We start from the raw sequence: 14,683 nt of genomic DNA, 5'->3' as shown, positions 1-14,683 counted from the left end.
CCACGCCGCCAACGATCAGCACCCGGCAGTCGCTATCGCAGCGTGACCCCCATTTCTGCGGCAGTCCCGATGCCGACACCGCGGCCTTTGCGGTCGAGAGCATCCGGCGCTGGTGGCAGCAGCTGGGCCAAGCCCGCTACCCCGAGGCCAGGCGGCTGGTCATCACCGCCGACTGCGGCGGCAGCAACGGCGCCCGGGTGCGGCTGTGGAAGCGCGAGTTGCAGCGCTTCGCCAACGAGACCGGCCTAGCCATCACCGTGGCTCATCTGCCACCCGGGACCAGCAAGTGGAACCGTGTCGAGCACCGTCTCTTCGCCGCCACCTCGCAGAACTGGCGCGGCAAGCCACTGGTCAGCCACCAGGTCATCGTTCAGCTGATCGGCGCCACCACCACGCAAACCGGCCTGACCGTTCGCTGCGAACTCGATGCCAGCAGCTATCCCAAGGGCATCAAGGTCACCGATGCCGAGATGGCCGCGCTCGCCCTCCAGCGCGACGCGTTTCATGGCGAGTGGAACTACACCATCTCACCCAACCAGCAGCCACCATGAAGCACTTATTTCGCGTCAGGCCCTTACCCCGCCCTATTCACGCTCTGCGGCATGGATGCCGCCTACCGCCTGCATGCCCTGGCAAAGTCCACACTCGTGCCCTGGGCGGCGCTGAAGGCATAGTTCGGCGCCAGCTGTGCGCGCATGGACAACTTCCGGCCGACCTTCCTGGAGAAGCTTGGGCTGATGCTGGCGGTGTGCCGACACGCGAAAGTAGAGGTGACGGAGCGTGGGTAATTGCTCAGGCCCTTGATGTCCGTAGTCTAACCAGAAGGATGTGTGCTGGGCTGGCGCGGTGAGCAGGCGTGACCGAAGCGGGCTGCCAGAATTGCGTCGGCGATGGCCGGGCTGAAGTCCTCGGGATCAAAGTCATCGCCCAGCCACTCACGGCGTTCGGCGTGCTCTGGATGAGCAGGATCGGCGAGGATGTCGAGCAGCTCTCGATAGCCCCAGGGGCCGCCACAATCCTCGGGCGGACATCTGCGCTTCCCGGCGGTGCAGACCGGACGGGACAGAGCCTCAACAGCGGGCGGGCTCTTCTCGATGACGATGGCATGTTGCCAGTTGTCGCCGAAGTCGTAGGTGTAGGCGAAGTGGGTGACGCCTGACTTTGTCAGGCCGTTCAGGGTGACGCGGCTCTCGTCGGCGACATCGTCGACGGTGCGCCGGTCGCCGTACTGCCGGCCCTCGATGTCAAACGTGTGGAGATGGCAATCCTCCCATCCCATGGCGGCCTGGATGGCGCGATGCAAGTCACCGAGCGTCGTCGCACCGGGAACCAGGAGCCGGCGCCAAACGGGTGGTTTGGTGTCGCGCAGCGTCACCTTCAAGCTGACCACCTTCCGGTTGACACTGCTCATCGACTGGGCGGTCTTGACCATCAGCGCCTCCTGCCATCACGCGCCCATCCTGTGCGTGATGGGGTGGTGGCAGGCAAGCCGGGTCATGCCGCCATCGGCAAGGACTCTCCCCGGAGGGTAAGGCGGAGGGCCTGGAGAATGCCAAGGCCACGTCGTCGAGCGGTCTCAAGGACCGAGCGGACACCGGCATAGAGGTCAGCACCTCAGACGGATCGGAAGCCGTTGGTGACCTTGCGGAAGATGACGCAGGGCCGCAGTGCCTGTTCGGAGCCGTTGTTAGTGGGAGAGACCGTGCGATCGGTGAGGCAGACGAACAGGTTCTGCCGGAAGCGCTTGATGATGCGCTGGAGCTTCAGCCCCGGCTTGCTGTCCGGCACGATCTTGAGCAGCTCATCCAGCGCGCGCTGCAGCCGGCCGTGGTAGGCGGCCAGGGTGGCGCCGGCGAGCCGCGGACGGCGATGCGCGATGCGCACGGCCCGTTGCAGCAGATGCTTCATGCCAGGGGCGAAGGCGGCATCGCCGGCATCGATCGCGTACTGGATGTCGCGCAGCAGATGCGCCAGGCAGACCTGATGCTCCCTGCTGGCCCAGCCCTCTGGGCACCGAGGCGGTCGGAGATCCAGACCGCCGGGCGAACCTCGCCGAGGAACTCGCGCACCACCGCCTTGCCGCGTGAGGGGCGGATCAGGAAGCAGGCGCTGTCGGCGTGGTGGAACACCCAGGTCCAGAAGGTTCTCTTGCCAACCCGCACGCTGGTCTCGTCGGAGGCCAGCACCGCGCTGACCAGCAGCCGCTGCTTGATCAGGCCGGTCTGCGCCGCGAAGGCCGGCGCGCTGTCCTGCAGCATATTGGCCAGCGCCCCCTCGCTGATCTCCAGCCCGAACAGGTCACGCAACAGCCGCGCCAGGCGCTCGAACGGGATGGCCTGGCCAAAGCGCAGGTAGAGCACGAAGGCGCGCAGGTTGGGGCCGAACGGCGAGCCCGGCTCCAACCCGGCCGGCGCGGCCGCCTTAAAGCGCCCGGCGCAGCAGGGGCAGACACCGTTGTGCAGGACCACCCGCGTCACATCCGGGGTGATCTCGGGGATCTCGACACGATCGTAGGTCTGCACTGCCACCTGCTCCACCTCCCCCAAGTCGGCGCGGCAGTGCGGGCAGTGAGAGGTGGCTGGCCGAATTCGGACAGGGCGATAAGTGGAGAGTCTGCCTGAAAGCGGCGAAGATGCCGCGGATCAGGAGCGAGCATGACGAAGCGGACCCGCCGGACGCACAGTCCGGCCCTCAAGGCGAAGGTGGCCTTGGCTGCCATCAAGGGCGAGAAGACGCTGGCCGAGTTGGCGCAGCAGTTTGATGTGCACCCGAACCAGATCACCGCGTGGAAGGCGCAGCTGGTCGGCAGCGCCGCAGAGGTGTTCGGCGCCTCTGGGTCGGGTACGGCGGCTCCAGCGGTGGACGTGAAGACGCTGCACGCCAAGATTGGGGAGCTGACGCTGGAGAACGATTTTTTGTCCGGTGCGCTCGGCAAGGCGGGTCTGCTGAGCGCAAAGCGATGATTGACCGTGGGCACGCGCTTCCGCTGCTGCGACAGGCGGAGCTGCTGCGTTTGAGCCGAAGCAGCATGTCCTACGAGCCCCGCCCTGTGCCGGCGGCTGAGCTTGCGATCATGCGGCGGATTGACGAGCTGCACCTCGAGCATCCCTTCGCGGGCAGCCGGATGTTACGCGACCTGCTGCGCGGCGAAGGTGTTGCGATTGGGCGGGACCTGGTGGCAACGCTGATGCGGCGGATGGGTATCGAGGCGTTGTACCGCCGTCCCAGGACCTCGGTGCCGGCGCCCGGTCACAAGGTCTATCCGTATCTGCTGCGCGGCCTCAAGGTCGAGCGGCCGAACCACGTCTGGGCCATGGACATCACGTATATTCCAATGGCACGCGGCTTCGTCTACCTGGCAGCAGTGGTGGACTGGTTCAGCCGCCGGGTGCTGGCTTGGCGGCTGTCGATCACGTTGGAAGTGGAGTTCTGCCTGGAGGCGGTTGAGGAGGCGCTGGGCTGTTACGGCAAGCCGGAGATCTTCAACACCGACCAGGGTAGCCAGTTCACCAGCACAGACTTCATCGACCTTCTGCTGCAGAACGGCGTCGCCATCAGCATGGACGGCCGCGGTGCCTGGCGTGACAACGTGTTCGTCGAACGGCTGTGGCGCTCAGTGAAGTACGAGGAAGTCTACTTGCGTGCCTACGACAGCGTTACCGACGCACGCGCTTCCCTTGGCCATTATCTGGACTTCTACAACGGCAAGCGACCGCATTCGAGTTTGGCGGCCAGCACGCCCGACCAGGCCTACTTCGGCAGCTCACCGCAGCACGTCGCTGCGTGAGTTTCTCGCCGGTGTCGGGGAAGTCGTCCAGCAGCCCGACGCGAGCTCGCCTGTGGATTTGTGGACAACGCAAGGGCGTTGACCACAACTCCACAGGCGCCACAGCCACGAGAACTGCGGTATCATTGTCTGACCGAGAGCTGGATTACCGAGCGTACGCCTGTTCCCGAGTGACAGCCCACTACCGCTACCCTAGGGTGCCCAACGGCAGAGGCTCCACCTAGCGCCACCGTAACGCTGTGTCGACCAAGCCGGCCACCTCACTGTACCGCCGTCCCAGGACCACGGTGCCGGCGCCCGGTCACAGCAACAGGTCGGTGAAGTCTGCGCTGGTGAACTGGCTACCCTGATCGGTGTTGAAGATCTCCGGCTTGCCGCAACAGCCCAGCGCCTCTTCGACCGCTTCCAGGCAGAACTCCACTTCCAGCGTGATCGACAGCCGCCAAGCCAGCACCCGGCGGCTGAACCAGTCCACCACTGCCGCCAGGTAGACGAAGCCGCGTGCCATCGGGATATACGTGATGTCCATGGCCCAGACGTGGTTCGGCCGCTCGACCTTGAGGCCGCGCAGCAGATACGGATAGATCTTGTGACCGGGCGCCGGCACCGAGGTTCTGGGACGGCGGTACAACGCCTCAATACCCATCCGCCGCATCAGCGTCGCCACCAGGTCCCGCCCGATCGCAACACCTTCGCCACGCAGCAGGTCGCGCAGCATCCGGCTGCCCGCGAACGGATGCTCGAGGTGCAGCTCGTCAAGCCGCCGCATGATCGCAAGCTCAGCCGCCGGCACAGGACGTGGCTCGTAGTACATGCTGCTTCGGCTCAAACGCAGCAACGTCGCCTGCCGCAGCAGCGGCAGTGCGTGCCCACGGTCCATCATCGCTTTGCGCTCAGCAGACCCGCCTTGCCGAGCGCACCGGACAAAAAATCGTTCTCCAACGTCAGCTCCCCAATCTTGGCGTGCAGCGTCTTCACGTCCACCGCCGGAGCCGCCGTACCCGATCCAGAGGCGCCGAACACCTCCGCTGCGCTGCCGACCAGCTGCGCCTTCCACGCGGTGATCTGGTTCGGGTGCACATCAAACTGCTGCGCCAACTCGGCCAGCGTCTTCTCGCCCTTGATGGCAGCCAAGGCCACCTTCGCCTTGAAGGCCGGACTGTGCGTCCGGCGGGTCCGCTTCGTCATGCTCGCTCCTGATCCGCGGCATCTTCGCCGCTTTCAGGCAATCTCTCCACTTATCGCCCTGTCCGAATTCGGCCAGCCACCTCTGTGGAACTCGCGCCCACGATCGCGTGGAACAGGTGCCCACGATGCGTGGAATACGCACGTAAGTAGGGCGCGACTGGTTTGACCTCTGGTTGCTGAGGCGTCTGCGGGCCGCGCCAGAGAACAGCGATCGGGAAAACTTCCCCCTCATTTCGGGAAGCTCTGCTATCGATGGTTTTCGCAGCGATCGTTATCCTGGATCACAGTAGGTATGAAGCCGTGTGCGGTGACAGCGCATGATCCATCATGCGCGAAGCTGGCACCTGTCGGCAGCGCTAAGAGAGGCGAGGCATGACCAAGAAGATTGTTCTCTTCGCCATTGGCTCGCCGCTCCTGGTCGATGTCGAGGAAAGTTCGCACCGGGCCGGCCTCCACGTCGCAGCCGGGGTCCGGAACTGGCCCGGTCCCCACCATCTGCCCGACGGCATGTGCGTGCTCACACCGGAGTCTCTGACGCCGGAACTGCTCGAGCTGCCTTTCCTGGTGCCGCTGTTCACTCCCCGGCACAGGCGATCTGCCGTCCGGCAGGCCGAGGTGCTCGGCTTCCGGAAAGCCCTGACCCTGATTGATCCCAGCGTCGCTCGACCGCGACGGCTGGAGCTTGGGCGCGGTTGCTACGTGAATGCCGGCGTCACCGTCGGCAGTGCCTGCGGCTTCGACAGCTTCGTGCTCATCAATCGGGGGGCCACCATAGGCCATCACGCGCGCCTCGGCGCCTTCGTCTCCATCGGCCCAGGCGCAGTGCTTGCCGGACAGGTGACCGTTGGGGCCGGCAGCACGGTCTGTGCCGGTGCCATCATCTTGCCCGGCGTGACTGTGGGTGAGGACGCCGTGGTCGGCGCCGGCACCGTGGTGACACGGGATGTGCCCGACGGCAGCCTCATGGTCGGCAATCCGGGGCGTATTGTCCGCCGCGATCCCGTGCTGCAGGCGGTCTGAGCAGCATGCGCAGGCCAATCGTTCACCTCTACACCGTATGCTGGGACGAGGCCGACATGCTCGGCTTCTTCTTTCGACACTACGACCCATGGGTGGACCGCTATGTCGTCTACGACGACGGGTCGACTGACGGGTCGTGTGACATCCTGCGTGCACATCCGAAAGTCGAGCTGCGGCGCTTTGAACGGACAGCATCTGACTCCTTCGTCCTCTCCCATAAAGCCATGCAGGACCATGCATGGAAGGAGAGCCGCGGCCGGGCCGACTGGGTAGTCGTCACCGCAATCGACGAACACCTGCATGTCAGAGGCCGCGCGATGCAGGGTTACCTGGCCGAGCAGGCAAGCCGCGGAACCACACTCATCCCGGCGCTCGGCTTTGATATGCACTGTTCCAACTTCCCCAAGGACCAGGGTCGGCTTGTCGACGTCATCAAGCGTGGTCGGCCGAGATCCGCTTTCAACAAGTTAAGCATTTTCGATCCGAATGCACTCCAGGAAGTCGGCTTTGGACCTGGGCGTCATGCCGCCGCCCCGGTCGGATACCTCCGCACACCCGAGCGGGACGAGCTGATGCTTTGGCATTACAAGCATCTTAACTTCGAACGCTATGTCGTACGCGAGAATGTGCAGGCCCAACGTCTTGGAGCACGCGACCTCGCCAGCGGTTTCGGTCAGCACTACTTGCGGTCTCGGGAACAGCACCAGGAATTTTGGGAAGAAATGGCTCGTGAAGGTCGCGACCTCTCTGGAGACCTCGAACCAGATCAAGCGGCGGTGAAGCCACTTTGGTGGCGAGTGGAGGACTTCCTTGCGACCGGATCGCGGACCATCCCTGCCGCCCCGGCAAAGATTCCAACGGTCTCGGTCTTAATCAAGACATTCAACCACGCGCCTTACGTTCGGCAAACGATCGAGAGTCTGCTCAGCCAGAGTTTCCAGGATTTCGAAATCATCGCCACCGACGACGGCTCAACCGACGAGACGGCCGCAATCCTCCGCTCCTTCGGTGATCCGCGCATCCAACTTGGGGTGTTGCCTTGCAACAGCGGCATTGCCGCTGCAATGAACGCTACGCTGGCGCGGGCGCGCGGCCGGTACCTGGCAATTTTGAATTCCGACGATTGGGCACTGCCAGACCGACTGCAGACGCAAGTCGCGTTCCTCGACGCGCACCCGGAAGTCTCCCTCCTGTTCAGCTTGCCTCAGCCGGTGGACGAGGTGGGGAGGCCGACACAGGCTTACAACGACTTCCGCGTCCCCATGAGCCTGCCTGACTTCTCCCGCCGCAGCTGGCTTCGGCAATTCTTCTTCTACGGCAATTGCCTTTGCGCACCGACGGCGATGATTCGGCGTGAGGCGTACGTCGCAGCTGGGTCTTATAATCGGAGGCTGACCAATCTTTCAGACCTCGATATGTGGATCCGCATGCTGCTTGCGGGCCACCACATCCATGTTCTCCCGGAGGCGCTCACAGCATTCCGTATTCGCGTCGACGCTGCGAACGCCAGCGCGCCACGCCCGGATAACCTTAAGAGGACACGGTTCGAGACGTCACAGATCCTGCGCCACTTCGCAGCAATGAGCGATGCTCTCTTTTGGGAGGTTTTCAGTGATGAGCCTCTTGAACGTGTCGACGTGAACAGTCCCGTCGCCTTGCGAGTCGCGGAACTCGCCCTCACGGTTTCTGCGCCCGAATACCAGCATTTCGCCGTCGAGATGTATTATGAGCACGCTGCAACGACAGCCGATCTGGGACGATTACGCCTGCTCGCCGGTCAGTTGGAGACGCTCAGTGACGCCGCGCACCGGCTTCACGATCTCACGCTCGAGCTGCAGCAGGCACGGCGACGAAATATCGAGCTAGAGCGATGGAACGCTGATCTTGCGAACACCGCGGCTGCGCAATCCGAAGAAGTTCGGCATCTCAGAGCATCCGTGACGGAATTCGGCGAACGCCTCGTCAATACAGAGCGAGCCCTCACTGTTGCAGCGGCACGGGAGGCGGCGACACAAGAGCGCCTGTTGGAACTATACCGGAGCACTTGTTGGCGAGCGACCGCGCCGCTTCGACGCATGGCCAACTGGCTGCCAGGGAGCATTCGGCGGCTGGTTCGGTCAGGTGCGTCGCCTCCCGCGACAGCTCAGTCGCAGGTGCGCCGTTCGTTACTGAGCACCGCCCCGGTCGGGACGGAGTCCGTCCTGCAGACGACGGCCGCCTGTCCGCCATGGTACGTCGTCAGAAGGTGAACCGCAGCCCGCCGTAGAAGGCCCGCGGGAGCCCCGGCGTCACAGTGCGCGGGTCGGTCAGGCCAAGGTTCAGCGCCTGCGCCGTCTGCAGGTTGTAGAGCGTGCCGAAGCTGGAGAAGGGCTGGTCGAAGAGGTTGCGGACCAAGCCGTAGAGCTCGATGCCCGGCATCAGCGTGACGGCGGTGCGCAGGTTCACCACCGCGTAGCCCGCAATGGGCTTGAGCAGGTTCGCCTCGTCACCACGCAGGTACTGGTCGGAGTTGAAGACCACATTGCCGCCGATCCGCCAAGCTTCCGTCGCCCGCCACTCCGCATCGAACCGGATCCGATGGCGCGGGATGCCGGGGAGGCGATCGCCGCGTTCGACCGGGATAGTACCGTTGGCATCAGCATCCGGATGGTTCGGGCTGGGCAGGCGCTGCGCGGTGCGGAAGGTCGCGTCGATCATGGCATAGTCGAGCGACAGCGCGAGCCGCTCGTTCCGCCAGGCGAGCCCGGCCTCGATGCCCTGCCGCCGGGTGTCGCCGGCATTCTGGAAATAGCCGCGGCCCTGGATCTCGCTCTGCACCAGCAGGATGTCGTCCGAGAGATCGGTGCGGAACAGGCCAAGGTTCCAGCTGGCGCGGCCGCCGAGCCAGGCCGCGGGCAGGGTGCCGCGCAAACCGGTCTCCCAGGTGCGGCTGACCACCTGCTTCAGCTTCGGGTCGGCGAGGAAGAAGGCGCCCAGCGTGCAGGGCAGCAACGGGTCGGCGCAGGAAAGCTCGGCCGGGGTCGGGGCCCGGTTCGCCTCGGCATAGCTGGCATAGGCGGTGAGGCTGTCGAGCGCGCGCCAGGTCAGCCCGGCCGTCGGGTTGAAGCGGGAATAGCTGTGGTCGCCGTTCAGCGCCGTGCCGAGCTGGTCGCGCAAGCGGATTTGGGCATCGTTGAACCGGGCCCCGATGGTCGCTGCGAGGCGCGGGGTGAGGTCGATGGTGCCGCTGCCGTAGAGGCCCCAATAGGCGTTTGTCGTCTTCAGCCTCACATCGGCGATGCCGCCTGCCGGGCTGTCCAGGAACACGCCCGTGCCGGCAACGGTGCGGTCGGGCGTCACCAGGCCAAGTTCGGTGCTGCCGCTGAAATCGGTATCGGCATGGTCGTAGCTGACGCCGAACACCACCCGCGCCGGACGGCCGAGGATCGGCTCGGTCGAGACGATCTGCGCCGTGCCGCCGGCGCCCGTCGTATTCGTCCCGGTGCGGTTCACCACGCCCGGCACGCCGTCCCCGAGCAGGTCGGCGCCCACCGTCCCGCCGCCCCTCGCCGTCAGGGGCGGCCCGTCCTCAAAGCAGAACAGCCCGGCGAGGTCGTCGTCGTCGCAGCGCTCGAACTCGGCGATATCGGCATTCAGCGTGCGCTGGCGGAAAGTCCGCACATATGCATTCGTCTCCAGGCTCCAGTTCGCCGCGATCTCGTAGGTCCCGCGCGCCTGCAGCATGGTCATGCGGTTGTAGGTGCGGTCTGGGTAGGTGAAGACGTCGCGCCGGTTGGCCGAGAGCAGCTGCACCGGCGTCGGGCCGTTGCCGCCGAGCGCGGTGCTGCCAGCGCCGATCGAGAGGTTCAGCGTCGCCCGTTCGCCCTGGAACCCGACATCGCCGTAGAGCCGCCGGGCACGGGACGGCGAGTATCGGCGCCAGCCATCCTCGTTGAGGCTTTCGATCGCGAGGTAGGCAGCGACGTTGCCGACCTGCTTGCCGTACTCCGCCGCGACGCCGACGCGGCCGAAGGAACCGCCCGAGACATCGACCCGCCCGCCCTGGGCGTCGAAGCCGGTCTTCATCCGGAGATTGAGGGCGCCACCGGTCGCATTGAGGCCGAAGAGCGGGCTGCTGCCGAGCAGATCGGCGCCGCGGATGGCGATGGAGGGAATGAGGTCCCAGTTGACCGTGTCGCCGAAGGCCTCGTTGATCCGCACGCCATTCTGGTAGACGGCGATGCCCTGCGGAGTGCCGACCAGTGGCGAGGCGGTGAAGCCACGATACTGCAGGTCCGGCGCGAAGGGGTTCCCCTGCGTGTCATTCAGCGACATGCTGCCCGACAGCCGCACGAGGTTGTCGACCAAATTGGGCGCGCCATCGCGCGACAGGTCCGCGGCAGAGAAGGTCCGCGGGTTGCCGGCGATGCGGTCGCGCGGCAGTCCGGTCGAGGTCAGCGGCGTGGTGCCGACCGCCTCGACGGTGGGCAGGATCGTCGTCGGGGCGGTCTCCTGTGCGGCGGCGGGGCCGCCGATGGAAACCGCGACGGCGAGGCCCAGAGGAGCCAGGACGCGCGCGTGATGGTCGGTTGCCGCGCCCGGGCGCTTGTGCACTGTCGTCACCTCGTTCGTTCCCTCCCGACCTGGCCGGCGTGACGGGGTCTGCCGGACGTCGCCGCCCTGCGCCGGCAACCCGGCCGCAGGACGGCCTTTCGCCAGCCCGCCCGCGCTTCGCGGCACCTGTTTGGCGACCATTAGGCCCGGGCCGCCCTGTCCCGCCCATGGCGGTCTTTCCCGATCTTCTGGGGAAAGCTTCCCGAATTGCGCCGGCGGGCCGCCGCTCGGGTATAGTCCGCGGCGGAGGAACGTCCGCCCATGTCGCTGCGAGTCCGGTTGATCGTCTCCATCCTAGCCGTGCTGTTGCTCAGCCTGGCGGTCGGCGGCCTGACCGCGGGCTGGACCGCCACCCAGTCGGTCCGGGTCGAGATGCAGGCGGCGCTCGCGGCGGGCGAGCGCGCTGTCCGGAGCGAGGCCAATGGCGGCCCGGCGACCGGCAGGCCGCTTGCGGAATTCGCCGCCCTCGTTCGCCTGTTCGACGGCAACCGTCACCTGAGGACGGCGCTCGTCGATGCCGAGGGCGCCATCCTCGTCGCATCGACGCCGCTCACGCCGAGGCGCCCCGCGCCGGCCTGGCTGGTACGACTGCTCGCGCCCTCGCTGCCATCCGTCGCCGTGCCCATCGCCGCCGGCCCGCCGGGCGGCGAAGTGGTGCTGCGCGCCGAACCCGCGAGCGAGGTGGCGGAGGTCTGGGGACAAGTGCGGGACAGCGTCGCGGTGCTGGCCCTGTTCTGCCTGCTGAGTGCGGCACTGGTCAGCCTGGTGGTGCGCCGGGCCTTGCAGCCCCTCGAGGAGTTCTCCCGGGCCCTCACGGCACTCGGGGCGGGCAGCTTCGCCGTGCGCCTTTGTCCGGCCGGTTCGCCTGAACTCAGGCATTTGGCAGAGGGGTTCAATGCCATGGCCGAGCGGCTCGGGACTGCGGAGCTGCTGAGCCGGCACCTGCATGAGCAGCTCGCGACGATCCAGGAGGAGGAGCGCGCAGAACTCGCGCGCGACCTGCACGATGAGGTCGGGCCCTTCCTCTTCTGCGTCTCGGTCGATGCCGCCGCCATCGCCAGGGCCGCCGGATCCGGGCAGCATGACGAGATCCTTTCGAGCGTCGCGGGCATCCGGCAGGCCGTTGCCCACATGCAGGAGCAGGTGCGGTCCATGCTGGGGCGGCTGCGCCCGGCGAGCCCTGTTGAGCTGGGCCTCGCCGCGTCGCTCCGCAACCTCGTCGCCTTCTGGCAGGCGCGGAAGACGGGCATCGATCTCGCGCTCCGTGTCACGGTGGCCGAGGACGACCTGGACGCCGCCACCAAGGAGGTCGTCTACCGTGTCGTGCAGGAGAGCCTGACCAATGCCGTCCGGCACGGTCAGCCCGGGTGCATCCAGGTCTCGGTCAGCCCGGGCCGTGCGGGCGAGGTGGTCGCGCAGGTGTCCGACGACGGCATCGGACTGGGCGGGGCGGAGGCACTCGGCTTCGGCCTGACCGGCCTGCGCGACCGCGTCCTCGCAAAAGGCGGCAGCTTCGAGGTCGTCGGCGGACCGGCCGGCCGCGGCCTGACGGTGACGGCGCGACTGCCTTACAGCGATGCGTCGGATGCGGCGCTGGCTGCGGCGGCCGCATGAGGCTGCTTCTCGTTGACGATCATGCGGTGATCCGCTCGGGCCTGCGGCGCCTGCTCGGCAACTTCGCCGCGGCCGAGATCATGGAAGCGGCGACCGGCCGCGAGGCCCTGGCTACGGTGCGGACCGGGCAACCGGACATGGTCCTGCTCGACCTGGGCTTGCCGGACCTCGGCGGCCTCGAACTCCTCCGGCGCCTGCTGCTGGAGCGGCCTGTCCTGCGCATTCTCGTCTTCAGCATGTATCCCGAAGCCTTCCGGGCGGCGCAGGCGCTGCGGGCCGGTGCCGCGGGCTACGTGAGCAAGCGCGCGACGCCGGAGGAACTGGTCGACGCAGTCCGCCGCGTCGCCGAAGGCGGCCGGTACATCGAGCGCGAGATCGCCCAGGAACTCGCGCTGCGGGCGGCCGAGGCCGATAGTCCCGTCGAGCAGCTTTCTGGCCGGGATATCGAGATCCTGCGGCTGCTCAGTGCCGGCCGATCGCTGGCCGAAATTGCAGCCACGCTCGGTATTAGTTACAAGACGGTGGCGAACACCTGCACACAGATCAAGGCCAAGCTCGGCGTCTCGCGGACGGCAGATCTCATGCGCATGGCTATTGAATTCGGGTTGACCTAGGCGGCGCTTCCCTGAAGCGCGGGCCTATCTCAGGACGCGATCGCCATCGCGCGTTGCCTCGACGATCGGTCCGGGCCGAAGCAAGACGGAAGCAGAGGAACCGCGCCAAATCAGGCTGGTTTCCCTCTGTCTGGACATTGGAGTTCCACCTTGTCTCGACTTTGGCCAGTTTGCCGGGCCGTTGGCGCTGGTGCCTGTTTGCAGGATGGGGCGGCGGAGCGGGTGAGCGGCTAGACTGGGGCGTCCTGGCCAGAGGACCGCGACCATGCTTCGCCTGCCAGCCCGCTTCGCCGCAGTGATCCTATGCTTCGCGCCGCTCTTTCGGCAACTGACTTGGCGGCACGCTCAGGTGCTGCTGATCGGCGCCATCCTGGCACCCGGTCAGCGCACAATAACCAGCATCCTGCGCATCAGCGGGCTCTGCTGGGAGCGGCGGTTCGTCAACTATCACCGCGTGCTCAACCGTGCTGCCTGGAGCGGGCGGGCAGCAGCCCAGGTGCTGCTTGCCTTGTTGCTGGAGGCCTTCGCGCCGAAGGGGCCGGTGCTGCTGGGCCTCGATGACAGCATCGAACGCCGACGTGGCAAGTGCATCAGCGCCAAAGAGATCTACCGTGACCCGGTCCGTTCCTCGAAGGGGCACTTCGTCAAGGCCAGCGGCTTGCGTTGGCTCAGCCTGATGCTGCTGGTCCCGATCCCCTGGGCTGGTCGGGTCTGGGCACTGCCGTTCCTGACCGCGCTCGCTCCGTCGGAGCGCTACAACCAGGAGCGGGGCCACCGGCACAAGAAGCTGACGGACTGGGGGCGGCAGCTGGTCCTGCAGGCCCGCCGCTGGATGCCGGAACGCAAGCTCGTGCTCGTGGCTGACAGCAGTTTTGCAGCCCTCGAACTTCTCGCCAGCCTGGTCCGGCAGGACGTGACCTGCATCACCCGGCTGCGGCTCGATGCCGCTCTCTACACCCCAGCCCCGCCGCGCCAGCCTAAGACCATGGGGAGGCCCCGCACCAAGGGCGAGCGCCTGCCGACCCTGGCCAAGGTGCTGGCCAATCAGGCCACGCCATGGCAGCGAGTGAGCGTGCCCGACTGGTATGGCGAGGGCGAGCGTGTGGTCGAGATCTGCTCCGACACCGCCCTCTGGCGCCATAGCGGCCTGCCGGCGGTGCCAATCCGCTGGCTGCTGCTGCGCGACCCTAATCGCCGCTTCGACCCACAAGCCCTGCTCTGCACCGACCTCGCGCAGGAGCCGCTGCAGATCCTCCACTGTTTCACCCAGAGATGGCAGCTGGAAGTCACCTTCCGAGAGGTCCGCGATCACCTCGGTGTGGAGACCCAGCGGCAGTGGTCGGACCAGGCGATCGCCCGCACCACACCCTGCCTGCTCGGCCTGTTCTCCGTAGTCACCCTGCTTGCCAACCGCCTCAGCCGTCACGCTCGCCTGCGCGTCTCAGCGGCCGCCTGGTACAGCAAGCAGCGGCCCACCTTCACCGACACCCTCGCCGCGGTTCGGCGCCAGATCTGGTGTGAGCAGGGTTTCCTCACCTCCCGGCGCACCTGCAAGCCGGCAAAACTCCGCCCCGGCCTCCGTGACGGCATCGTCCACGCGCTCTGCTATGCTGCATAACTGGCCAAAGCCGAGCTTATGATGCATCGGCCTCTACAGACCAGCTGTTCGTAATTGCTCAGGCCCTTGATCTCCGTAGTCTAACCTGGACTTTGGCGCTTTTGGATGGCGGTGGTCGTGCGTCCTTCCGCGTAGAGCGGGCTTCATTTGCGTTGCAAGTGGACGCGGTTCATCGTTCCTGTGTCCACGGCGGCGCGATAGATGCTGATGGCGAAGCGCGCATCCTTGGCAAGGGCGTCTCGCTGGAGA

At 66.4% G+C, this 14,683-nt stretch carries 9 protein-coding genes and 2 pseudogenes; 7 read left to right on the top strand and 4 right to left on the bottom strand.

All coding sequences use genetic code 11. From position 1 onward, the window contains the following. Nucleotides 1-551: ISAzo13 family transposase (locus Q7A36_RS34665; RefSeq protein ID WP_370655758.1), on the top strand; the 551-nt coding region annotated here is incomplete at its 5' end. A gap of 263 nt (nt 552-814) precedes the next feature. Here Q7A36_RS34665 and Q7A36_RS34660 read toward each other — a convergent pair. Both Q7A36_RS34660 and Q7A36_RS34655 read right to left on the bottom strand, forming a co-directional pair. After that, nucleotides 815-1,432: a plasmid pRiA4b ORF-3 family protein gene (locus Q7A36_RS34660; protein WP_305108373.1), complete on the bottom strand. Its 618-nt coding sequence runs from the start codon at nt 1,430-1,432 to the stop codon at nt 815-817. 182 nt (nt 1,433-1,614) lie between these two features. Then, a pseudogene (locus Q7A36_RS34655) lies at nt 1,615-2,360 on the bottom strand (IS66 family transposase). 294 nt (nt 2,361-2,654) lie between these two features. Between Q7A36_RS34655 and Q7A36_RS34650 the strand changes: the two are divergent. Beyond that, nucleotides 2,655-3,787, top strand: a protein-coding gene (locus tag Q7A36_RS34650) for an IS3 family transposase (RefSeq protein ID WP_370655757.1) whose coding sequence is annotated in 2 segments (ribosomal slippage) — nt 2,655-2,910 and nt 2,910-3,787 — 1,134 coding nt in all. Because the reading frame shifts where the segments join, the coding sequence is not laid out codon by codon here. A 307-nt stretch (nt 3,788-4,094) separates the two neighbouring features. On the opposite strand, the pseudogene Q7A36_RS34645 reads toward Q7A36_RS34650, so the two are convergent. Continuing rightward, nucleotides 4,095-4,975 (bottom strand): annotated as a pseudogene (locus Q7A36_RS34645) (IS3 family transposase); the annotation flags it as partial. Nucleotides 4,976-5,347: 372 nt separating this feature from the next. On the opposite strand from Q7A36_RS34645, the gene Q7A36_RS34640 reads away from it, so the two are divergent. Next, a complete protein-coding gene (locus Q7A36_RS34640; protein ID WP_305108371.1) occupies nt 5,348-5,995 on the top strand; it encodes an acetyltransferase in 648 nt (215 codons plus the stop codon). A gap of 56 nt (nt 5,996-6,051) precedes the next feature. After that, the gene (locus Q7A36_RS34635; RefSeq protein ID WP_305108370.1) at nt 6,052-8,244 is read left to right on the top strand and encodes a glycosyltransferase; all 2,193 of its coding nucleotides are present in this window, start codon (nt 6,052-6,054) and stop codon (nt 8,242-8,244) included. On the opposite strand, the gene Q7A36_RS34630 is transcribed toward Q7A36_RS34635, so the two are convergent. Further along, entirely contained in the window at nt 8,234-10,597 is a 2,364-nt protein-coding gene (locus Q7A36_RS34630) for a TonB-dependent receptor (protein WP_305108369.1), read from the bottom strand. The two genes, Q7A36_RS34635 and Q7A36_RS34630, sit on opposite strands and share 11 nt — an antisense overlap. Before the next feature lie 252 nt (nt 10,598-10,849). Between Q7A36_RS34630 and Q7A36_RS34625 the strand changes: the two genes are divergently transcribed. The 3 genes from Q7A36_RS34625 (at nt 10,850) to Q7A36_RS34615 (ending at nt 14,434) form a co-directional block, all read left to right on the top strand. Beyond that, the gene (locus Q7A36_RS34625) at nt 10,850-12,202 is read left to right on the top strand and encodes a histidine kinase (RefSeq protein WP_305108368.1); all 1,353 of its coding nucleotides are present in this window, start codon (nt 10,850-10,852) and stop codon (nt 12,200-12,202) included. Then, a complete protein-coding gene (locus Q7A36_RS34620; protein WP_305108367.1) occupies nt 12,199-12,816 on the top strand; it encodes a response regulator in 618 nt (205 codons plus the stop codon). Before Q7A36_RS34625 ends, Q7A36_RS34620 begins: the two co-directional genes overlap by 4 nt. 265 nt (nt 12,817-13,081) lie before the next feature. Continuing rightward, the gene (locus Q7A36_RS34615; protein WP_305108366.1) at nt 13,082-14,434 is read left to right on the top strand and encodes an IS701 family transposase; all 1,353 of its coding nucleotides are present in this window, start codon (nt 13,082-13,084) and stop codon (nt 14,432-14,434) included. The last annotated feature ends 249 nt before the right edge of the window (nt 14,435-14,683 follow it).

The sequence above is a fragment of the Paracraurococcus lichenis genome (assembly GCF_030657435.1).
Classification (GTDB): Bacteria; Pseudomonadota; Alphaproteobacteria; order Acetobacterales; family Acetobacteraceae; genus Paracraurococcus; species Paracraurococcus lichenis.
The sequence above is the reverse complement of the archived record's forward strand: the minus strand, read 5'-3'. Positions and strand labels throughout refer to the sequence as shown.